General features: G+C 56.1%; 20 protein-coding genes and 1 pseudogene. 17 read left to right on the top strand and 4 right to left on the bottom strand.

Features of this window, described 5'->3' with window-relative positions:
- Positions 1 to 12: 12 nt before the first annotated feature.
- From AC4IHP_RS05450 to AC4IHP_RS05390, 13 genes are all read left to right on the top strand, one after another.
- On the top strand, positions 13 to 1,485 hold the full coding sequence (locus AC4IHP_RS05450) for a mannitol dehydrogenase family protein (protein WP_490831078.1): 1,473 nt from the start codon (positions 13 to 15) through the stop codon (positions 1,483 to 1,485).
- A gap of 138 nt (positions 1,486 to 1,623) precedes the next feature.
- On the top strand, positions 1,624 to 3,120 hold the full coding sequence (xylB, locus tag AC4IHP_RS05445; RefSeq protein WP_490831077.1) for a xylulokinase: 1,497 nt from the start codon (positions 1,624 to 1,626) through the stop codon (positions 3,118 to 3,120).
- Positions 3,121 to 3,133: 13 nt separating this feature from the next.
- The gene (locus AC4IHP_RS05440) at positions 3,134 to 4,072 is read left to right on the top strand and encodes a carbohydrate kinase family protein (RefSeq protein WP_490831076.1); all 939 of its coding nucleotides are present in this window, start codon (positions 3,134 to 3,136) and stop codon (positions 4,070 to 4,072) included.
- 45 nt (positions 4,073 to 4,117) lie between these two features.
- Positions 4,118 to 4,738: a transglycosylase SLT domain-containing protein gene (locus AC4IHP_RS05435; RefSeq protein ID WP_071172569.1), complete on the top strand. Its 621-nt coding sequence runs from the start codon at positions 4,118 to 4,120 to the stop codon at positions 4,736 to 4,738.
- A gap of 267 nt (positions 4,739 to 5,005) precedes the next feature.
- Positions 5,006 to 7,078 carry a type VI secretion system Vgr family protein gene (locus AC4IHP_RS05430; RefSeq protein ID WP_490831075.1) on the top strand — a complete coding sequence of 691 codons (2,073 nt, stop codon included), beginning with the start codon at positions 5,006 to 5,008 and terminating at the stop codon, positions 7,076 to 7,078.
- Complete coding sequence (locus tag AC4IHP_RS05425; protein ID WP_490831074.1) at positions 7,075 to 7,926, top strand: DUF4123 domain-containing protein; 852 nt, start codon at positions 7,075 to 7,077, stop codon at positions 7,924 to 7,926. The genes AC4IHP_RS05430 and AC4IHP_RS05425 overlap by 4 nt, the downstream gene beginning before the upstream one ends.
- Before the next feature lie 57 nt (positions 7,927 to 7,983).
- Positions 7,984 to 8,772 (top strand): hypothetical protein, encoded by a 789-nt coding sequence (locus AC4IHP_RS05420; RefSeq protein WP_336352579.1) that lies wholly within the window; start codon positions 7,984 to 7,986, stop codon positions 8,770 to 8,772.
- An 11-nt stretch (positions 8,773 to 8,783) separates the two neighbouring features.
- Entirely contained in the window at positions 8,784 to 10,913 is a 2,130-nt protein-coding gene (locus AC4IHP_RS05415) for a lipase family protein (RefSeq protein ID WP_490831073.1), read from the top strand.
- A 359-nt stretch (positions 10,914 to 11,272) separates the two neighbouring features.
- Positions 11,273 to 11,644: a hypothetical protein gene (locus tag AC4IHP_RS05410; protein ID WP_490831072.1), complete on the top strand. Its 372-nt coding sequence runs from the start codon at positions 11,273 to 11,275 to the stop codon at positions 11,642 to 11,644.
- A complete protein-coding gene (locus AC4IHP_RS05405) occupies positions 11,595 to 12,347 on the top strand; it encodes an SEL1-like repeat protein (protein WP_490831071.1) in 753 nt (250 codons plus the stop codon). The genes AC4IHP_RS05410 and AC4IHP_RS05405 overlap by 50 nt, the downstream gene beginning before the upstream one ends.
- 6 nt (positions 12,348 to 12,353) lie before the next feature.
- Positions 12,354 to 13,490: a tetratricopeptide repeat protein gene (locus AC4IHP_RS05400; RefSeq protein WP_490831070.1), complete on the top strand. Its 1,137-nt coding sequence runs from the start codon at positions 12,354 to 12,356 to the stop codon at positions 13,488 to 13,490.
- A 270-nt stretch (positions 13,491 to 13,760) separates the two neighbouring features.
- Positions 13,761 to 14,030 (top strand): DUF2790 domain-containing protein, encoded by a 270-nt coding sequence (locus AC4IHP_RS05395; RefSeq protein ID WP_490831069.1) that lies wholly within the window; start codon positions 13,761 to 13,763, stop codon positions 14,028 to 14,030.
- A 90-nt stretch (positions 14,031 to 14,120) separates the two neighbouring features.
- Entirely contained in the window at positions 14,121 to 14,519 is a 399-nt protein-coding gene (locus AC4IHP_RS05390) for a hypothetical protein (RefSeq protein WP_129999415.1), read from the top strand.
- Here the strand turns inward: AC4IHP_RS05390 and AC4IHP_RS05385 are convergent.
- Positions 14,516 to 14,785 carry a DUF1652 domain-containing protein gene (locus tag AC4IHP_RS05385; protein WP_041480220.1) on the bottom strand — a complete coding sequence of 90 codons (270 nt, stop codon included), beginning with the start codon at positions 14,783 to 14,785 and terminating at the stop codon, positions 14,516 to 14,518. The two genes, AC4IHP_RS05390 and AC4IHP_RS05385, sit on opposite strands and share 4 nt — an antisense overlap.
- A gap of 369 nt (positions 14,786 to 15,154) precedes the next feature.
- On the opposite strand from AC4IHP_RS05385, the gene eco reads away from it, so the two are divergent.
- Both eco and AC4IHP_RS05375 read left to right on the top strand, forming a co-directional pair.
- Positions 15,155 to 15,640, top strand: a complete 486-nt coding sequence (gene eco, locus AC4IHP_RS05380; protein ID WP_150635153.1) for a serine protease inhibitor ecotin — start codon at positions 15,155 to 15,157, stop codon at positions 15,638 to 15,640.
- 14 nt (positions 15,641 to 15,654) lie between these two features.
- Complete coding sequence (locus tag AC4IHP_RS05375; protein ID WP_056789713.1) at positions 15,655 to 15,960, top strand: NIPSNAP family protein; 306 nt, start codon at positions 15,655 to 15,657, stop codon at positions 15,958 to 15,960.
- Between the two features lie 30 nt (positions 15,961 to 15,990).
- On the opposite strand, the pseudogene ilvA reads toward AC4IHP_RS05375, so the two are convergent.
- Positions 15,991 to 16,980: pseudogene (gene ilvA, locus AC4IHP_RS05370) on the bottom strand (threonine ammonia-lyase, biosynthetic); the annotation flags it as partial.
- Positions 16,981 to 17,266: 286 nt separating this feature from the next.
- On the opposite strand from ilvA, the gene AC4IHP_RS05365 reads away from it, so the two are divergent.
- Together AC4IHP_RS05365 and pncA are read left to right on the top strand one after the other, a co-directional pair.
- Positions 17,267 to 17,434, top strand: a complete 168-nt coding sequence (locus AC4IHP_RS05365) for a hypothetical protein (RefSeq protein ID WP_460119466.1) — start codon at positions 17,267 to 17,269, stop codon at positions 17,432 to 17,434.
- A gap of 50 nt (positions 17,435 to 17,484) precedes the next feature.
- Complete coding sequence (gene pncA, locus AC4IHP_RS05360) at positions 17,485 to 18,111, top strand: bifunctional nicotinamidase/pyrazinamidase (RefSeq protein ID WP_490831068.1); 627 nt, start codon at positions 17,485 to 17,487, stop codon at positions 18,109 to 18,111.
- A gap of 4 nt (positions 18,112 to 18,115) precedes the next feature.
- Here the strand turns inward: pncA and AC4IHP_RS05355 are convergent, their stop codons facing one another.
- Entirely contained in the window at positions 18,116 to 19,417 is a 1,302-nt protein-coding gene (locus tag AC4IHP_RS05355; RefSeq protein WP_490831067.1) for an ATP-binding protein, read from the bottom strand.
- A 4-nt stretch (positions 19,418 to 19,421) separates the two neighbouring features.
- Positions 19,422 to 20,123: a response regulator gene (locus tag AC4IHP_RS05350; RefSeq protein ID WP_016774890.1), complete on the bottom strand. Its 702-nt coding sequence runs from the start codon at positions 20,121 to 20,123 to the stop codon at positions 19,422 to 19,424.
- Between the last annotated feature and the right edge of the window lie 161 nt (positions 20,124 to 20,284).

Raw genomic sequence — 20,284 nt, 5'->3', positions numbered from 1 at the left:
CGAGACTATCCGATGAAACTCAACCAACAGAACCTCAATCGCCTCGCCGCCCAGGTGCAACTGCCAGGCTACGACCTCGCTGACACGCGTCAGGGCATCGCCCACATCGGCGTCGGTGGTTTCCATCGTGCGCATCAGGCCTATTACACCGATGCCTTGATGAACACTGGCGAAGCACTGGACTGGGCGATCTGTGGCGTCGGCCTGCGACCGGAAGATCGCCGTGCCCGCGATGATCTGCGCGAGCAGGATTACCTGTTCACCCTCTTCGAACTGGGCGACAGCGATGACACCGAAGTACGCGTCATCGGCGCGATCCGCGACATGCTGCTGGCCGAAGATGGCGCGCAGGCATTGATCGACAAACTCGCCGAACCGCAGATTCGTATCGTCTCGCTGACCATCACCGAGGGCGGTTACTGCATCGACGACAGCAACGGCGAGTTCATGGCGCACCTGCCGCAGATTCAACACGACTTGGCCCATCCCGAGGCGCCGGGCACCGTGTTCGGTTTCCTCTGCGCCGCGCTGGCCAAACGTCGTGCAGCGGGTGTTCCGGCGTTTACTGTGATGTCCTGCGATAACCTGCCGCACAACGGCGCCGTCGCCCGCAAGGCGCTGTTGGCCTTCGCTGCCCTGCGTGATCCGCAGCTGCGCGACTGGATCGACCAGAGCGTCAGTTTCCCCAACGCCATGGTCGATCGCATCACGCCGATGACCAGCACCGCGCATCGCCTGCAACTGGCCGACAAACACGGCGTCGACGATGCGTGGCCGGTGGTCTGCGAACCGTTTGTGCAGTGGGTGCTGGAGGACAAATTCGTCAACGGCCGCCCAGCGTGGGAAAAGGTCGGCGTGCAGTTCACCGACGATGTCTCGCCGTACGAAGAGATGAAAATCAAACTGCTCAACGGCAGTCATCTAGCGCTGACGTATCTGGGCTTTCTCAAGGGTTATCGCTTCGTCCACGAGACCATGAACGATCCGCTGTTCGTGCAGTACATGCGCGCCTATATGGACCTGGATGTCACTCCGCAACTGGCGCCGGTACCGGGCATTGATCTGAGCGACTACAAGGACACGCTGGTGGCGCGGTTTTCCAATCAGGCGATTGCCGATCAGTTGGAGCGTGTGTGTTCGGATGGCTCATCGAAGTTTCCCAAATTCACCGTGCCGACGATCAATCGTCTTATCGCCGATGGTCGCGAAACCAAGCGCGCGGCGCTGGTCGTGGCGGCGTGGGCGTTGTATCTGAAGGGCGTGGACGAGAATGGTGATACGTATTCGATTCCGGACCCACGAGCAGCGTTTTGCCAAGGACTGGTGGCGGATGATGGGCTGATCAGCGAACGGCTGCTGGGTGTTGAAGAAATTTTCGGCACGGCGATACCGAAGTCGGCGGAGTTTGTTGCAGCGTTCGAGTGGTGCTGCCAGAGTCTGCGCGAGTTTGGGGTTTCGCGAACATTGCAACGAGTTCTAGCCTGATTCTGCGGCGATGCGACTGACGTCTTCGCGAGCAGGCTCGCTCCCACAGGTTAGGGTTCCAACATCACTTGTGGGAGCGAGCCTGCTCGCGAATAGCCGCCATACTCGGAAACCCCCTGACATCCTGAGGACCTCATTGTGACCAGCCAACAACTCTTCCTGGGTATCGACTGCGGCACCCAAGGCACCAAAGCAATCATCCTCGATGCCGACAGCGGTCAGGTGCTCGGTCTGGGCGCGGCCCCGCACACGATGATCAGCGGCGCCAATGGCCGCCGCGAACAAGACGTTCAACAGTGGCTCGAAGCTTTCGTCAGCGCCACCCGCCAGGCCGTGCAAACGGCCAACGTCGACGGCCAGGCGATCCTCGGTGTTGGCGTCTCCGGCCAGCAACACGGCCTGGTGCTGCTCGATGAGCAAGGCGCAGTGCTGCGCCCGGCCAAGCTCTGGTGCGACACCGAAACCACGCCGGAAAACGAGCGCTTGCTCGCGCAACTGGGCGGCGAGGAAGGTTCGCTGGAACGCCTCGGCGTGGTCATTGCGCCCGGCTACACGGTGTCGAAACTGCTCTGGACCAAAGAGAAGCATCCTGACGTGTTCTCGCGCATCGCTCGGATTCTGCTGCCCCACGACTACCTTAACTACTGGCTCACCGGCCGCGCCTGCAGCGAATACGGCGACGCCTCCGGCACCGGATATTTCAACGTGCGCACGCGGCAGTGGGATTCGCAGATACTGCGCGACATCGACGCCAGCGGGCGTTTGCAAACCGCGCTGCCGGAGCTGATCGACGCGCACGCGGCCGTTGGCACTATCCTGCCGGCAGTCGCCGAGCAACTCGGCATCAACCCCAACGCTGTAGTTTCAAGCGGCGGTGGCGACAACATGATGGGCGCCATTGGTACCGGCAATATCCAGCCCGGCGCGATCACCATGAGCCTGGGTTCGTCCGGCACGGTCTACGCCTATTCGGAGGAGCCGAACGTCAGCGCCGATGCCTCGGTCGCCACGTTCTGTTCCTCCAGCGGCGGCTGGCTGCCGTTGATCTGCACCATGAACTTGACCAACGCCACCGGTGCGATTCGCGAACTGTTCAAGCTCGACCTGCCGACCTTCAACGAGTTGGTCGCGCAATCGCCCATCGGCGCCGAAGGCGTGAGCATGCTGCCGTTCCTCAACGGTGAGCGCGTCCCCGCCCTGCCCCACGCCACCGGCAGCCTGCATGGCCTGACCATGGACAACCTGACCCAGGCCAATCTGTGCCGCGCCGCTGTCGAAGGCACCACCTTCGGTTTGCGCTACGGGCTGGATTTGCTCCGAAAGAATGGTTTACAAAGCCTGCGCATTTGCCTGATCGGCGGCGGTTCGAAGAGCGCGGTGTGGCGGCAGATCGTCGCCGACATCATGAACGCTCCGGTGATCTGCACCGAGCAAAGCGAAGCCGCCGCACTGGGCGCGGCGATTCAGGCAGCGTGGTGCGCGTCGCGCTCCAATGGCGATGAAGTTTCTCTGGCCGATCTATGCGAGCGCTGCGTGAAACTCGACGCACGCAGTGAGACCCTGCCGATTGCCGCTAACGTCGCGGCATTCCAGCAGGCCTACGAACGCTATCAACAGCATGTCGCAACCCTATAACGAGCAAACAACTATGTACCTGGTGTGTGGCGAAGCCCTGTTTGATTTTTTCAGCGAAAACGACGCCAGCGGTCTGGCCTCGAAAGTCAATTTCAAGGCGATTGCCGGCGGCTCGCCGTTCAACGTCGCCGTCGGTCTGCGCCGCTTAGGCGTGGACTCCGCGTTGTTCGGCGGCCTGTCCACCGACTACCTGGGCCGCCGTTTGCAGCAAGTGCTGCAGGAGGAAGGTGTGCGTCCGGACTATCTGGTGGATTTCGCGGCACCGACCACTCTGGCGATGGTCGCCGTCGGCGCCAACGGTTCGCCGCATTACAGCTTCCGTGGCGAAGGCTGCGCCGATCGGCAACTGAGCGAGGCACATCTGCCGACGCTCGGCGACGAGGTTCGCGGCCTGCACATCGGCTCGTTTTCGCTGGTGGTGCAGCCGATTGGCGACACGTTGCTGAAGCTGGTCCAGCGAGAAAGCGGCAAACGCCTGATCAGCCTCGACCCCAACGTGCGCCTCAACCCCGAGCCAAATATTGATCTATGGCGCGAACGCATCGCCACGCTGGTGCGCCTGGCCGATCTGATCAAAGTCAGCGACGAGGATCTGAGCCTGCTCTATCCCGAGCAGGATCCGCAGCAGGTGATTGAAGGCTGGCTCGAGCATCGCTGCCAGATCGTATTCCTGACGCGCGGAGGCGACGGCGCAACGGTGTTCAGTCGCGCCCATGGCTCGTGGTCGGTGCCGGCCAATCAGGTTCAGATCGCCGATACGGTAGGCGCCGGCGACACCTTCCAGGCCGCGCTGATCACCTGGCTGACCGAACACTCGCTGGACTCGGTCGCTGGCGTGCAGCAGGTGAGTCGCGAGCAGATTGACGGCATGCTCAGGTTCGCCGTACAAGCCGCCGCGCTGACCTGCAGCAAAACCGGTCCGGATCTGCCCTATCGTCATCAGTTGAGCTGAGCGCGTAGACTGTCGGCCTTTTTTGCGCACGACGGAAACAAGCTTTTGAATCTCAGGCACATTCTCGCCCTCCTGACCCTGGCCACCCTGCTGAGCGGCTGCGGCACCTCGCCGCCCCGCTCGCCCGAAGACATCTGCGCAATCTTCCGCGAGAAAAGCGACTGGTACGACGCTGCGCAAGTCACCCAGAAACGCTGGGGTGTGCCGATCCAGGTGCCTTTCGCGATCATGTATCAGGAGTCCGGCTATCGCTACGATGCCAAGACGCCGCGCAAATATCTGCTCTGGGTAATTCCTTGGGGCCGCGTCTCCACCGCTTCCGGCTATGCGCAAGCCAAGGATGAAGTCTGGGCCGACTACCAGAAAAGCACCGGCCGCAACTGGGCCGATCGCGAAGACTTCGACGACGCCATCGACTTCGTCGGCTGGTACATGGACAAGACCACCTCGATCAACGGCGTGTACAAATACGACGCCTATAACCAGTACCTGAACTACCACGAAGGTTGGGGCGGCTTTCGCAACAAGACCTACGCGAGCAAAGCCTGGCTACCGCCGACCGCGCGCAAGGTGCAGAACCGTTCGGATCTGTATGCGCAGCAATATGCCGGCTGCAAGGAAGACTTGAATCGCGGGTTCTGGAGCCGGTTCTGGCATTGGTTGTAGAAGCCGTTCGCGAGCAGGCTCGCTCCCACAGATGTCCACATATTCTGTGATCACTGTAGATCCCTTGTGGGAGCGAGCCTGCTCGCGATAGCGCCCGATCAGACGCTGAAAATTCATGCGATGCCCGGCTTTACTGGCCCAAACCGCCCTCCTAAGGGTTTTCCCTATGACCTCGCAACCCCACATCTACGCCATTTGCGCCTTGAATGAGGCCGTCTAATCCTGCAACATCCATCACCTGCTTATTCAACGGACGGAATTCAAGGCATGCTGGACGCCAATGCAACCCACATCACCCTCTCGATCGAAGACGCCAACGCCGACCTGCAAGTCCTCAGCTTCACCGGTCGCGAAGCCCTCAACGAACCGTTCCGTTTCGACCTCGAACTGGTCAGCGCCCGCCCCGACCTGAAGCTCGAAGAGCTGCTGCACAAGCGCGCCTGCCTGACGTTCGGCGCCACCGGCGAAGGCAAGATTCACGGCCAGGTCTATCGCATCGAGCAGGGCGACTCCGGCAAGACCCTGACCCGCTACAGCATCAGCCTGATGCCACAACTGGCCTACCTGCAGCACAATCATGATCAGCAGATCTTCCAGCAACTGACGGTGCCGAAAATCATCGCCCAGGTGCTGGAAGATCGCGGCATTCTCTCTGACGCCTACAGCTTCCAGCTCGGCGCCGAGTACCCGGAACGTGAGTATTGCGTGCAATACGACGAGTCCGACCTGCATTTCATCCAGCGTCTGTGCGAAGAGGAAGGCATTCACTTTCACTTCCAGCACAGCAGCAGCGGCCACAAACTGGTGTTCGGCGACGACCAGACCGTGTTCCGCAAACTGAAGCCGGTCAGCTACCAGCAGGACTCCGGCATGGCTGCGGAGAAGCCGGTGATCAAGCGCTTCAACCTGCGCCTGGAAACCCGCACTACCCGCGTCAGCCGTCGCGACTACGATTTCGAAAAACCCAAGCTACTGCCCGAAGGCGCAGTCAAATCCGAGTTCGTCCCGGACCTGGAAGACTACGATTACCCCGGCCGCTTCACGACTCGCGAGCGCGGCAAGTTCCTATCAACCCGCGCCTTGGAACGCCATCGCAGCGACTACAAACTTGCCGAAGGCAAAGCTGATGAACCGACGCTGACCAGCGGCCATTTCCTCACGCTCGCCGAACACCCGCGCGCCGAGTGGAACGACCTGTGGCTGCTGTTGGAAGTCTTCCACGAAGGCAAACAGCCGCAAGTGCTCGGCGAAAACGTCACCAGCGACGTCACCGATAACAAAAGCGATTTCCACCAGGGCTACCGCAACAGCTTCCTCGCCACCCCGTGGGACGCGCACTACCGCCCTGCCCTCGAACACCCGAAACCAAAAGTCCTCGGCAGCCAGACCGCCGTCGTCACCGGCCCGCCCGGAGAAGAAATCCACTGCGACCAGTACGGCCGCATCAAAGTGCAATTCCACTGGGACCGCGACGGCCAGTCCGACGACAAAACCACCTGCTGGATGCGCGTCGCCAGCGGCTGGGCAGGCAGCGCCTACGGCGGCATCGCGATCCCGCGCATCGGCATGGAAGTCCTCGTCACCTTCCTCGAAGGCGACCCCGACCAGCCCCTCGTCACCGGCTGCCTGTACCACAAGGAAAACGTCGTCCCCTACGACCTGCCCGCCAACAAGACCCGCAGCACCTTCAAAACCCTCAGCTCCCCGGGCGGCAAGGGCTACAACGAATTCCGCATCGAAGACAAGAAAGGCGCCGAACAGATCTACATCCACGCCCAGCGCGACTGGGACGAAAACATCGAACACGACCAGAAAATCCGCGTCGGCAACGAACGGCATGACACTGTTGAAGCCAATGTGCTTAGCGAATTCAAGGTTGAAGAGCACCGGATCACCCATCTGGACCGCATCAGCGAAATGCGCGCGGATGATCACCTGACGGTGGGTGTGACGCAGCATGTGAAGGTCGGCACGGCGCAGTTTGTCGAGGCTGGAACCGAGATTCACTATCACGCTGGTGAGAAAGTGGTGATCGAGGGTGGCATGGAGCTGACCGCCAAGGCTGGCGGGAGTTTTGTGAAGGTGGATGCCGGTGGTGTGACCATCAGCGGCGCCGAAGTAAAGGTCAATACCGGAGGCGCGCCGGGCGTGGGGACCGGCATCGGAATTCTGGAACCCGTCATTCCATGGGCCGCTGCGAAAGACAAGGCAGGTGCCCTGCTCGTACCGGCAGCAGTTCAAATGGCCTTGGCCAAGGCTGCTCGCAAAGCAGGTGACATCCGTTGCCCGATCTGTGAAGCCTGCCGCGAAGGCAAATGCGATCTGGGAGCCACAGCATGAGCGACGTGCTTAATAACTGGATAGGCGAACAATCCCGTCTCAACCGTGTGCTGATCCTCGCCCTCGACAGCCTCGCCGAACCCAACCCGGTCACCTCGCTTTACAGCGCCGGCGTTATGCAACGCTCGGTACAACTCTACCGACGTACCGAGTTCTCAAAATTCGCCGCTATCAGTCCGTGGCTGACCGAACTGCGCAACCCGGGCAACGATGCCTTTCGCAAACTGCTCGATGACCCACAGCGCAACTGGGGCTGGATCGGCAGCATGGACACGGCTGATCTAGACAGCCTGACCCAGCACTGGATTGCCCGGATGGTCATTGATGAAGACGGCGAGCGCTCGCTGTTTCGTTTCCAGGATAACCGCGTTATGGCCCGTTGCCTGGCCAATCTTAAAGAAACCGAATGGCCGCTATTGCTTGGCCCAACCAGCAGCGTGCTGTATTGGGATGAGGATCAGTGGAAAAGCGCAGATAACGGGAAACCGGGAATGTATCCGGTACCGAATCCGGCGCCGTGGTTGCAAATTCCCGCCCCACCGGAACGCACCCGCGAAATCTTGAGTGCCAACTTAAAACGCTGGTTGCTGGTCCAACACGCGGAAGCCGCCGCGAAGCTCTCGGAAACCCGCAGCATTCTGGAATGGCTGGAACAACAGATGGACCTGCTCGAAGTCTGGCAATGGAATACGCCCGAACAGCGGGAGTTCATGTTGACTCTGCGCCTTCAACCCAAATGTGCTGAAGATCTGGCTTGGCAGCCATTGCCGGGAGAAATATCGGAAAAGCATTTTGCGCGGTGTGAACGTTTTTTCGCTAAGCAAAGCGATGACTCCGCACTGAGTTGAATTTAGGCACTGGGCATCACACGCTCGAAATGGCACACCGAGACTGAGGGAAATCAAATGTGTCACCGCAATTTTTTCAATGGGTTTGTTCGCAGTTTGTTGGTTGGGCTAGGTGCGATTGGAATTACAGGTTGTTCATCTGCTCAGCAGGGCAGTTTCACTTTGTTAACAGAGCTCCCGCCGGGGTTTGAAGTGAAGGGTGAGGCCGTTTATACCCCTCGCACCGGAGAGAAGTGCAAATTACCGCCAAAAGATGGCAAAAACCATCCTGGTCTAAAACTATTCAAAACTAAGTTAAATGAACACGCTCAGACAGCGAAATTTACGATCCCGCTGACAAGCGTCGAAGACGGTTGCCCGATAGTTCTAGAAAGGTTTGACTACGAAATTGATGCAAAGTATGGTCCTGCGAGACTTAACTTGGGCCGAGATCACACAAGCATCGCATTCGAGGATGGAGCTGCTAGCGACCGAAATCTGCCGCCACCTACTTTATTGGAAAGAGAGTGTGAATGGTTATTTCGAACTATCGGCTCGAATCGTTATATAACAAAGATATTGAAGTGCAAAGCAATAAATGAACCACAGAAAAACCAATCTACCACTAGCTCATTGCAACGGGCTCAACTGGCAGGAAAAACGCTGACCGTTAGATTCTCCCTATCCAAAGAAGAACGTCCCTACATGGGGGATACCTGGGTAAAATCACCCAAAGGCTGGAAACGTTGCATGGGAGAAAACATAGATGACCAATACGGTTTCTGTCGCGGCAACACGAAAGATTTTAAGTCTTTTAAAATGCCAGACGGTCGCGAGTGCACTGTGTACCCAAACTGTACTGAATAGGGATATTTTTTATGGCGTCACAAAAACCTTGCGATCCACTGTTAAGCGGCAAGTCTGAAGCATGTCCATTGCGTGGCGACTGGATCAGCTTTCAGCTAGTAGATGAAAATGGCGACGGCAAGCCGTATGGAGACCTTGCCTACATCTTACAAGATAGCGCGCATCAGCAATATATTGGCGTATTGGATGCAAACGGCTCGGCCAAAGTAATCAACCACTACCAAGGGCCTGTTGTACTCATGGTTGACAGCCCTTACAAGGGCTCAGAAAACCTCTACAACGCTCTTTTACAGCGAGGAAGCTACCCTCTTCCAATTACCGAACTTCAAGTGAGGGCCGAGAAAACGCGTTTTGTGCGCAAAGATGGACAGCGCGTCGAAAAGAATCCAGCAAAAGAAAGAGCTCAGCAGTTCTTCCATGTCGAAGTTAAAGACCTTGTAAAAAAGTCCGCCCATTTGCCACCCTATTCAACTAGAAAATACCCACCAAATTTCAGCTTACTTAAAATCATGGGGGATTTAGGATTTGGCCCGGAAGAGCCGGAGTTGCGCGGAATTGCATTATTACCGAACAAGCACACCGTGCTGGAAGTAAGACCATTACGTGCCTTCCGACCAATGCTTTCGAAAGATAACAAATTTAGCGCTTTAAATCTTTACCAACTCTCTCTATTTGCTGCTTTGAGCTATTGCAATTTCGGTCAGTCACCGGATGAAAATCCGAAAGATACAGTTAGCTTTCCTCTTGACCCCAGCGTCGGAAACATGTTTTCTGAGGGAATGGCTTGCTACAAGGAGCCTTGGAAAGTAAACGCAGAGCAAGCGAAAGCGTACTATCCATTATACGAAGACGTACCGTATTCGAAGCGATTTGAGATCCTGCCTTTTGACCCAACACTATATGACCAGAACAAACCTGATCTAAAGGAAAAACAAGAACACCCAGCAAAGCTGCATTTTTTTGACGACAGTAAAGAAAAAAATGGAACGAACACTCAAGCTTTCATAACTCATCATGACGAATTCATTCTAATTGCCATTCGGGGCACATTGGAGCTCGTCGATTTTTTGCGTGATACCGATGCTGAGCAAGTCACTTTTGCGGCGGGCGTTGGTAAATCTCACCAAGGCTTTTACGATGCCTACGATGCCTTGAGCAAATTTGTCGAAATTTATCTTGGCCAGTTTCACGTTGGGCAAAAGATAATTATTTGCGGACATAGTTTGGGCGGCGCAATCGCCACGTTGCTTGCCGAGTCCCTAAGACGACACGCAAATGGTTACGACGTTTTGCTTTACACCTACGGCTCGCCAAGAGCAGGCGATGCCGACTTCGTACAGGGCGCAGGAGCCCTCGCGCATCACCGCATGGTCAACGATAACGACCCGATCCCAAGTGTTCCCGCACCTTGGATGAACACCAGAAAAAGTGTTTGGATACCTGGTGCAGTAATCAGCTTCATCACTGCGCCTTTGGGTGCCCTGATTTTTGCTCTGGGTCTGACGCGAATCGGTGGCGCGCCTTATGAGCACCAAGGTGAATTGCGGCACTTTATGCCGGTGCATTTCAAGGGACGCGAACAATCCGCGGTGCTCTGGAACCCAGGATGCGAGTCCATCGAAGAGGCCGCATGTACACGGGCGGTGAAGAAGTTCGGCGATTTACCGGATCGCGCCATGTTTATCCAGCAATTGTTCCAGATGTCTGACCACTACATGGTTCCATCCTACATTCCCAATGCATGGGCGACACTTCGCCGCTGGCAGCAAACCCAGGAAGCCGGTCGTACGGTGGTGACCAAGACTGAATACGATCAGATTTACTATCAATTGCAGGAAATGCAGGAACGATTGAAGGCCAAGGAGGCCGAACTTAGTCACTCCTTCCAGCCTGATCGCCGTACCGTTCTGCAACAAATCAATTCGCTACGAGCCGAGATGGGGCGCATCGATACGTCAAGACAACGACTGCACACCCTCAGCTTCCAGAAACTCACGCCTGAAGATATTTATGGCTCTGCAACTCAAGGCCCAGAACATAACCTCAACGTTGAGCGTTGGCTAGCGAAGAAAGAGAACAATGTCGAGGTCCAGCTCGCGATGATTCCCCAAGCGGGTAGCGCTGAGCTAAGAACTGCATGACTTCTGCATGAACATCAATCTAAAGTAAAGCTGTCTGGCTACGACGGCCCACGCATTCGCTATCGGTGTTGTCACGTCAGGATTCATGTGATGACACCGCAAAGTGCGCTTGGCAAGGCCGTTAATTATCTGGCCAGCAACGGAGTCGTATGGAGCGCTAGTTGAGGCGGGTTTTATCGATCTACTACCGTTCTAAGGAGGGTGGAATAAAGCCGTTTTTGATCGGGCACAAGGCTTCGCTGTTCAGTGATACTTGGACAATTTCATGTCAGAAGCAATTCTGCGACTGCACGACGATGCGAACGACGAAATGCGTGCCCGGTATAAAGCGCACGTGAACCTTTTAGGCGCGAACCTAGATGGCTTTTGCCACAGAACCCGATACTACGGACAAACTTTTGTTCCTGGCGGAAAAGCAAAATATGTCCCTCAAGCTAAATACATCAAGGGATAAAAAAATGTCGCGCTCACTTATATATATAGCAACCGCAATAGCAACCCTTTTATCAAGCAATGTACTTGCCGAGCTTACACCAACTCAGCAGGCCGCAAAAGCTCGTGGGATAATGCTTTTCAATCAATACAAACCAGCAGAACTGGAACTTCGCATAGCAGCCGAAGCGGGCGATGCGGAAGCACAATTCTATTTAGCTGACGAGCTTCGTCAAAAAAAAACAAGGAATGACTGTCGAAGCGCAAAAATGGTACGAGGCATCAGCATCACAGGGTGATTATTATGCGATGTTTAAACTCGCCACCGTATCGGAAGACCTGTGCTCGGTTGTCAACCAATGTCCTGCTAGTAGTAAAAGACCAAGTGACTGGCTAGATTTATTGATAAAAACTGCTATACCTCGCGCTTTGGGTGGCGACGGCGAAGCGATGACTGTGCTTTACAACGCGACTGCAGAGTTGGATTGGTTGCAGAAATCAGCAGCGGTTGGATATGCGCCGTCACAGTGGTTGCTCGCTAATCGTTACGCCGAGGGGGAAGGCACATTTTTGCTACCTTGGAAAAGAAAGAGTGCCGAGGAGGAGTTGCTAAAGGCTGCTTCGGAAGGAGGTTACCCTCCTGCAATGATCGAATATATTTCGATTCTTTCCCAGCGAAATGATCTGGCAGGTGTTCGGCATTGGTGGGAAGAAGCGGCGAAAACCGGTTATCAAAATGCCGTCGCAACCTATGGTGCATATCTTTCCCACACGCCCGACAAAGTTGGCTACCCCGTCGATTTGATCAAGGGCTACGCACTGGTCTCTTTGCTTAAAGAATTGGATGGCGGTGGAAACGTTCAAGTCTATGTGGAAGGGAAGCTTCCTAAAATTGCTGCAAAAATGACATCGAACCAGATTGAGGAAGCGGAAAAATATGCTATTGAGTGGAAGGCCACCCACCCGCCCCTTTCTTTCTTTCCAAGGAAATTAGGTTTTTAATTAGTAATGAAGCAGAATACAAGAAATAACCGGTACGAGGCTAATCTTCCCGAATTAGAACAATCGACAGCCTTGTCGTTCGCGCTCTGCCGTATCGTTTTCAAAAGTTTCACAAAGACCGGTATACCAGCTAACCAACTGCAATCGAGAGACAACTTATCACTTACACTACCAAAAGTGATCACCACTACGCTTATTTTATTAACGTTAGCGTCGCCCCAGTCACTGGCGCTTACGAACGAACAATCTCAGGCAAAAATCAAGGGCATTGAACTATACAATCAACACAAAGCCATCTCCGCAATTGAAACATTACAAATAGCAGCCGAGGGCGGTGATGATGAAGCACTTTACTATCTGGGAGAATCTATAAGAAAAAACAATAGATACATGACTCAAGAAGCGCGAAAGGCTTACGAGGAATCAGCAAAAAAAGGCAATATTTACTCTATGATTCGGCTCGGCGGCGCGGATCAAGATTTGTGCGTAACTATGAACAACTGTTCTTCCTCTGAGCAATCGCCTAAAGATTGGATGAACAAAGCCAAAAACCTTGCTACAGATCAGGCATCTCATGGTGACGCTGAGTCGATGTACCTACTATGGGAGATAACAGGACACGATGAATGGCTTGAAAAGTCCGCAGAGAAAGGTTTTGCATTAGCGCAATTTCGTTTAGCGACCAAGTATCAAGAGGGGGGAGGCATGTTTCTACTACCCTCCAGCAGATCAGATGAAATCGAAAAATGGATGAAAGCCGCTGCAGAGAATGGTTATCCACCAGCCATGATGGGATTTGCCGCTACCAGGATTGAAAAAGCCGATTTGTCATCATTTAGAAAATGGAATGAAAAAGCTGCAGCCTCAGGCTATGCATCTGCAGTTTTTGGTTACGCGTCATATATTGGCGAAGCTGAACCAAAATACGGATTCGAATCAGACCCGGTAAAGTCATACGCACTATTGTCGAATCTACTGGAGCTTGATGGTGGTGGAAACGTAATAAACAACGTTAACGACGTATTGCCGGAAGTAGAAAAAAAGCTGTCAAAAGAGCAATTAGAAAAAGCAAAAGAACTCGCAAAAACGTGGAAGGCCACTCACCCACCGCTCTCGTTTTTTCCAGATAAGTTAGGGTACTGAAATTTAGCAGTACAGCCTTATCATTAATTTTTTTCGAGCACGTCAAAGCCCGTACCCTAATGATTCATATCGCAAACGACAAATGCCCGAGACAAGGGAAAAGCAACCGTAAATAACTCAGGTCATGCTCAAATCGGTTAACTCAGCCTTAACGCCACAGTCAGAGACTCCATATCACCGCACACCCTCAGCTCTCCCCCGCTGACGCCCAGTGCGGCAGGCTCGCCCGGCTTCGTGCCGGGCGCCTACCCGCAACGCTGGAGTCCTCTCATGAACATTCGTCCCTTCCTGCTCACTGCCACCCTCGCCTGCAGCTCATACGCCGCACTGGCCCAAGCCAACGTCACCTCCGCCACGTCGAATCAAACACCCTACCAATACGGCATGCCACTCCACGTGGCGAAGGTGCTTTCGCTAACCGAGCCGCCGACCCTGGAATGCAAAGTCATCACCGCCGACATGAAATACATCGACAACACCGGCAAGCCCGCACAAATCAGTTACAGGAAATTATCTGACGCATGCAGTCAGCAGAACTGACAGACGCTTCTGATTTTCCGGTTGGCCATAGGCGTGGGGTGGTTTCGACGCGTATGCTCGGGGCCTTCCCTACTGCCGCAAGGATTGGCCATGCAGTTGTCGTTCCGCACGTTGTCGAGCTTCACTTCCATCCTGTGTTTTTTGCTGGCGCTGGTCTGGGGATTTTTTCCGGAGGTGTTGCTGGCGATCTGGAGCATTGGCTACTCGGAAGGCACTGGCGTAGTCGCAAGGCGCAGCGCGGTGCTGTTTGCGGCGTTGGGGGTGATGTTTTATTTGCTGCGCAATGCTCCGCCGTCAGTGGCACGCAGTGCGCTGAGCAATGGTTTCATCGTCGGCTGTTTCGGTTTGGCGGCGTTGGGTTTTGGCGAATGGCTCAATGGCCATGCCGGCCCCGGGATTTTGCTCGCGGTACTGGTCGAGTTCGCGCTGGGCCTAGGTTTCGTGCAGGCCCGGCGCGTGACGGTCGAACTGGGTGAGACGGTGGGTTAAACGGCTCGAGAACGAGCGCTGGTTTGATGGGTCGTCGTTTGTTGCGCGAGGTCGGAACGCAGGCCTGCGACCAGGTTGTTGATTTCACGGCAGCTGTTCAGGCGGCTGGCGTCGATTCCACTGACGTAGAGATCGGCTTGGTCGGTTCGATGGTCGCCAAATACTTTGACGGACATCGACAAGTCTGGTGTCAACGTGCACTGGCAGCGTTTCGGCAGGAAGCTGCTTTCAATGATATTGCGTAATTCCAAGGCAGATAAAAACATGGCGAACCCTCTCCTTTCTGTGCGATTGCCAATCAAGTATTCACGCTGACCCTCTGCTGCGCCTTTACGGGTGTGCCCCCGCTGTTTCCCTGGTGCGGCAAGTGGTGGTACTGCGAAATGCCCATTGGAGTGTAGGCGCCCAAATCCTGTGCGCCTCACCAAAAGAACGCACAAAACGTGCCTTTGATCTGTTCGTTTTGCTCCCTTCAAAATCAAGCACTTGGAAATGTGGCCAGTATCCTGCTATTTGCAAAATGCATGAATCGACCACCCGTCCCCTGCAATCTGCAATCTCCGGGCAAATTTGCTTTCGCAGACTATGACGGCAAGAATGTCTCCCATTGAAATTCAACCCGCACGGAGGCCTTCATGAATTCCTTAAGCGTTTGCGCGATCACCGGCCTGTTGATCGCCAACCTTTCCACCCTCGCCCACGCCGCCAAGCTCGAAGACATCGCGCCGTATCCCAAAGCCGAAGCCGGGTTTACCCGACAAGTCATCCATCTGCCCAAACAAGAGCAGGAAGAGAATTTCCAGGTTGAAATTCTCGCTGGCAAAACTCTGGAAGTGGATTGCAACCGTCAACGTCTGGGCGGTGTGCTCGATGAAAAGAATCTGCAAGGCTGGGGCTATCCGTTCTATCGCCTGGAAAAGGTCATCGGCCCGATGAGCACGATGATGGCCTGCCCGCCCGGCAGCCAGAAAAAACGTGCTTTCGTTCCGGTCGTCGGTGACGGCTTCATGTTGCGATACAACAGCAAATTGCCGGTTGTGGTGTACGCGCCGTCGGACGTCGAAGTGCGTTATCGCATCTGGTCGGCGTCGGACAAAGTCGGCACCGCCCTGCAGGAATAACCGGAGCCCAGCCCTTGATTACTTGCCACGTCAGATATGTGATCGATCCCTATCAGTTGCCCGCTTTCGAAGCTTATGCCAAAGCGTGGCTCGACATCGTTGAGCGCTTGGGCGGTACGCATCACGGCTACTTTCTCCCCTCGGAAGGCGCCAGCAACATTGCTTATTGTCTGTTCAGTTTTCCATCACTGGCCGATTACGAAAGCTATCGACATATTGCAATGACCGACCCCGAAAGCACCGCACTGGTGGCCGATCTGGTCGAGAAGAAGTTCATCGTCAGTTACGAGCGCACGTTTCTGCGCCCGTTGCTGCCCTGATCGCCATTACGCCGGCACGCCGCAAGCAGCGGCGCGCTCGGCGACATGGCGCAGGCTGTCGAAGTTGATATTCGCACCAGAGTCGATGGCGATGAAGGTCTGACCACGAACGCCGCTGCGCGCTACTTGCTGCTTGATCCCCGCAACAGCCAACGCACCTGAAGGTTCAGTGATCGAACGGGTATCGTCGTAGATATTCTTGATCGCGGCGCAGAGTTCGTCATTGCTGACCGTTATCACCTCATCTACGCAGAAGCGGCAAACCTCAAAGCCATACGCGCCGATCTGCGCAACCGCTACGCCATCGGCAAAGGTACCAACTCTCGGCAGAACCACCCGCTCGTCCGCACTCAAAGCCGCTTGCAGGCATGCCGAATGTTCGGATTCGACGCCGATGATCCGCACTTCCGGACGCAGGTATTTGACGTAGGCCGCAATACCGGCGATCAAACCTCCGCCGCCGACCGGGATGAAGATCGCGTCCAGCGCGCCTTGATGCTGGCGCAGGATTTCCATCGCCACAGTGCCTTGTCCGGCGATCACGTCAGGATCATCGAACGGTGAAACAAACGTGCACCCGGTCTGTTCGGCCAAATGCAACGCATGGGCCAGAGCAAACGGGAAGCTTTCGCCATGCAGCAGTGCTTCGGCACCGCGACTGCGCACGCCGAGCACTTTGAGCTCAGGGGTGGCAGACGGCATGACGATCGTCGCGGCGATGCCCAACTCCCGCGCCGCCAGCGCTACACCTTGCGCGTGATTACCCGCCGACGCCGTGATCACTCCCCGCGCTCGCCGCTCATCGCTCAGTTGCACGAGTTTGTTGTAAGCACCACGGATCTTGAAAGAGAACGTCGGTTGCAGATCTTCGCGCTTGAGCAGGATCCGATTGCCCAATGCTTCCGACAACGCTGGCGCAAGCTGCAATGGCGTGCGCACGGCAATGTCGTAAACCGGCGCGGCCAGAATCTTTTTCACGTAGCGCTCAAGCAGTGCTTGCTGGTCGGGGCTGTGCGGCATGGTCGTCTCCTGACATTTTTCAGAACCCCGGAGACAGAAAGTAAAAACCCGCCTCTAGGGCGGGTTGGGTGCTGCAGTCGTGAGCTAGCCCGCCAAATGAGGAATGGCGGTAATAATGCTTGGCTGGCAGCGCGATACGGTGAAAGTCATGGGCTGGAAATTAGCCTGCCGGCGGATGACAAGTCAATGGCCCGCTGCAGAACTTTGAATCTTCCGCAGAACTGAACAGTCACTGCAAAGGAGAACAACAACTTCTGCTCCGAGCCGATGAAAGTGGAGATTGACCATGAATATTCGACAAATACTGTTCGCCGTCCCGCTGCTGGTCGCCGCCCTGTCCAGCCCTGCTGTTTTCGCCGTCGATGAAAGCGATGCCGTGAAAAAGCCCGAATGCCCGAAAGGCCAGGTCTGGGACAGTAAAACCCAGCAATGCGTGCTGCAGACCAGCGGCTGACAGGAGCCCTGCTAAACTGGCCGAGGTTTTATTCCCAGGAAGATTTACCCGTGCCCATTTCGTCCCGCGCTGCATTGCTCGTCATCGACGTTCAAAACGACTTCATTCCCGGCGGGAAATTACCGGTGCCGGAAGGTGACCGGATTGTGCCGCTGATCAACCGGCTCGCGCGCCACTTCAGGCAAGTCGTCATAGCTCAGGACTGGCACCCGAGCGGGCATATCTCGTTTGCGTCCAGCCATCCCGGGCACCAGCCCTACGACGTCATTGAATTACCGTACGGCGCACAAACCCTGTGGCCCGATCATTGTGTGCAAGCCAGCGAAGGCGCTGAATTTCATCCGGAACTGGATTTGCCGCACGCGCAATTGGTCATCCGCAAGGGCTGCAATCCCGACATCGACAGCTACTCGGCTTTTCTCGAAGCAGACCGAAGCACCACCACAGGTCTTGCGGGTTGTCTAAAAGAGCGCGGTGTCGACACCGTTTACATGGTCGGCCTGGCTTTGGATTTTTGTGTGATGTTTTCCGCACTGGACGCGCGTGCGGCGGGATTGAATGTCTTTGTGGTGCTGGATGCCTGTCGGGCGATTGATCTGGAAGGTTCGCTGGCAGCCGCCATAAAGCGGATGCAAGAGGCTGGCGTCGGCCTGATTCAATCATCAGATGTCCGTTAAAGATTCAGGCCGTGGCCGGCAACCACAGCCTGAATCGCGCCCCACCCAGCGGCGAACTCTCAACGGTTAGTGTGCCGCCCTGCGCTTCCAGCGCGCGGCGGCTAATCGCCAAACCGAGGCCGAATCCACCCGTCGCGCGATCACGGCTGCGATCGAGCCGATAGAACGGTTCAAAAATCCGCTCACGCTCGTCGTCAGGAATGCCGATGCCATCGTCGTCGACCCATATCTCACACCCTCCGGCAATGACCTGCACGCCAATCTGAATACGCTTTTCGCAATAGCGCATGGCGTTGCGCAACAGGTTCTGGATAGCCCGGGCGGTCAGACGCGGATCCAGCGCGAAGCGTTCGAGCTGACCGTGCAAGAGCACGTCAATCACGATGTCCGGCGATTCCAGTTCCTCATCGACACTACCGAGAATACTGTCGATGAACTCATCCAGCGACACCTCGATGCGCTCGGGTGATTGCGCTGGATTCTGCAAGCGGCTGTAGGAGAGCAATTCCAGTACCAGCTCATCCAGCTCACGGATATGCGCGACCAGGCTCTGCAAACGCTCGCGACTGGCGGCTGGCAAGTCTTCGGACAACGCCAGCGCCAAGCCGAAATCCAGACGTGTCAGCGGCGTACGCAGTTCGTGGGAAACGGCATTGAGCAGATCGCGCTGTTGATTGAGCAGGTTTTCGATATCGCCAGCCATGGTGTCGAACACGTTGGCGAGACTGCCAATGTTCGAGCTCGGCGCAATTTTGGTCCGCTCGCTCAAGTGGCCCTTGCCGAAGCGTTCGGCGGTGCTTTTCAGGCGCTCCAGGTCGCGCCAGTGCGGGCGCAGCCAAAGCAGCAGGCAGCCTAGCAACATGGCGCCGATCAGCACGTTGATGCTCCAGTACAACAGATCGACGTCGACCGGATCGGGCGGCACGACCATGCGCACGGCCATGTCCGCATTCAGCGGCGTTACCGCCAGGGTGCGCCAGCCCCAATCGCCGATGCGCACGACGTTTTCACCACGGTGCAGACGCTCCTGCTCGATGGGCGTGAACACCGGGTCGTCGATTGGCGTCAGGACGATGTGCAGCGGCTGGAATTCCTTGTCCATCGAGGCCGCAATCGCCGGCCACTGCTCTTGCGGCGCGGCATGAAATTGCTTGGTGATCAGCGACTGCAGACCTCGGGAAAAGTCCAGGTTATAGGTGACAAAGCGATCCCGGAAAGCCATGACCACCAGATCCGGCACCAGATAGATCGCCGCGCTATAGGAGACGATGGTCACCAGATACAGGCGAAACAAGATGCGAAACATCAGCTCAGCATTCCCACTCGGAGCGGCTGAACAGATAGCCCTTGCCCCACACAGTCTTGATCTTGCGCGCCTCGCCAGCGTGATCATCGAATTTGCGCCGCAGCTTGGAAATCGCCACGTCCACCGAGCGATCGGTACCGTTGAATTCGATACCGCGCAGCCGCTGCAGAATCTGATCGCGACTCAGCACTTCGCCAGCGTGCCGGGCCAGAACCACTAAAAGATTGTATTCACCGCTGGACAGTTCAACCGCTTGATCACGCCAGGTCACGGTGCGCTCGGACAGATCAATGCACAGATTGCCCATGACGATGCGGTCATTGACCGCCAGCGGTTCACCGAGGCTGCTGCGCCGCAACAACGTGCGCACCCGCGCCAGCAGCACCCGGGGCTCGCAGGGTTTGGTGACGTAATCGTCAGCGCCCATTTCCAGGCCCAGCACTTGATCATGGCTGTCATCGCGAGCGGTCAGCATCAGGATCGGCAGTGTCGCCGAATCGGCACGCAGCAAGCGACACACCTGCAAGCCGTCTAGGCCCGGCAGCATGAGGTCGAGGATCACCAGATCCGGCGGACTGATCCGCGCCCGTTCGCGCACATGGTCGCCACGGCCGATGACGCTGACGGAATAACCGTTGCGCTCCAGGTAGCTGGAAATCAGTTCGGCGAGGGCGGTGTCGTCTTCGACCAGGAGGATGTTGGGCATGGGGTGTTCCAGAAAATGCTGGGGCGACAGTCAGGGCTCATTCGCTCGCACACTGAAATGCGATCTCCTGTGGGAGCGAGCCTGCTCGCGAAAGCGATCGAACTGTCGCAATAAATTTCAAGGCCTGCAGGATATACGCCCTCGCGCACCACCGAGCAAAA

The organism is Pseudomonas sp. UF-293, from assembly GCF_058245595.1.
The sequence above is the reverse complement of the archived record's forward strand: the minus strand, read 5'-3'. Positions and strand labels throughout refer to the sequence as shown.

Bases quoted from the DNA above. Each gene is read 5' to 3' on its own strand.
- AC4IHP_RS05385 (WP_041480220.1), bottom strand. From the start codon at position 14,785: ATGTTTTTATCTGCCTTGGAATTACGCAATATCATTGAAAGCAGCTTC.
- AC4IHP_RS05450 (WP_490831078.1), top strand. From the start codon at position 13: ATGAAACTCAACCAACAGAACCTCAATCGCCTCGCCGCCCAGGTGCAA.
- AC4IHP_RS05440 (WP_490831076.1), top strand. From the start codon at position 3,134: ATGTACCTGGTGTGTGGCGAAGCCCTGTTTGATTTTTTCAGCGAAAAC.
- AC4IHP_RS05425 (WP_490831074.1), top strand. From the start codon at position 7,075: ATGAGCGACGTGCTTAATAACTGGATAGGCGAACAATCCCGTCTCAAC.
- AC4IHP_RS05395 (WP_490831069.1), top strand. From the start codon at position 13,761: ATGAACATTCGTCCCTTCCTGCTCACTGCCACCCTCGCCTGCAGCTCA.
- AC4IHP_RS05350 (WP_016774890.1), bottom strand. From the start codon at position 20,123: ATGCCCAACATCCTCCTGGTCGAAGACGACACCGCCCTCGCCGAACTG.
- AC4IHP_RS05390 (WP_129999415.1), top strand. From the start codon at position 14,121: ATGCAGTTGTCGTTCCGCACGTTGTCGAGCTTCACTTCCATCCTGTGT.
- AC4IHP_RS05365 (WP_460119466.1), top strand. From the start codon at position 17,267: ATGAATATTCGACAAATACTGTTCGCCGTCCCGCTGCTGGTCGCCGCC.
- AC4IHP_RS05415 (WP_490831073.1), top strand. From the start codon at position 8,784: ATGGCGTCACAAAAACCTTGCGATCCACTGTTAAGCGGCAAGTCTGAA.
- AC4IHP_RS05405 (WP_490831071.1), top strand. From the start codon at position 11,595: ATGACTGTCGAAGCGCAAAAATGGTACGAGGCATCAGCATCACAGGGT.
- eco (WP_150635153.1), top strand. From the start codon at position 15,155: ATGAATTCCTTAAGCGTTTGCGCGATCACCGGCCTGTTGATCGCCAAC.
- AC4IHP_RS05410 (WP_490831072.1), top strand. From the start codon at position 11,273: ATGGCTTTTGCCACAGAACCCGATACTACGGACAAACTTTTGTTCCTG.
- AC4IHP_RS05400 (WP_490831070.1), top strand. From the start codon at position 12,354: ATGAAGCAGAATACAAGAAATAACCGGTACGAGGCTAATCTTCCCGAA.
- AC4IHP_RS05430 (WP_490831075.1), top strand. From the start codon at position 5,006: ATGCTGGACGCCAATGCAACCCACATCACCCTCTCGATCGAAGACGCC.
- AC4IHP_RS05420 (WP_336352579.1), top strand. From the start codon at position 7,984: ATGTGTCACCGCAATTTTTTCAATGGGTTTGTTCGCAGTTTGTTGGTT.
- AC4IHP_RS05355 (WP_490831067.1), bottom strand. From the start codon at position 19,417: ATGTTTCGCATCTTGTTTCGCCTGTATCTGGTGACCATCGTCTCCTAT.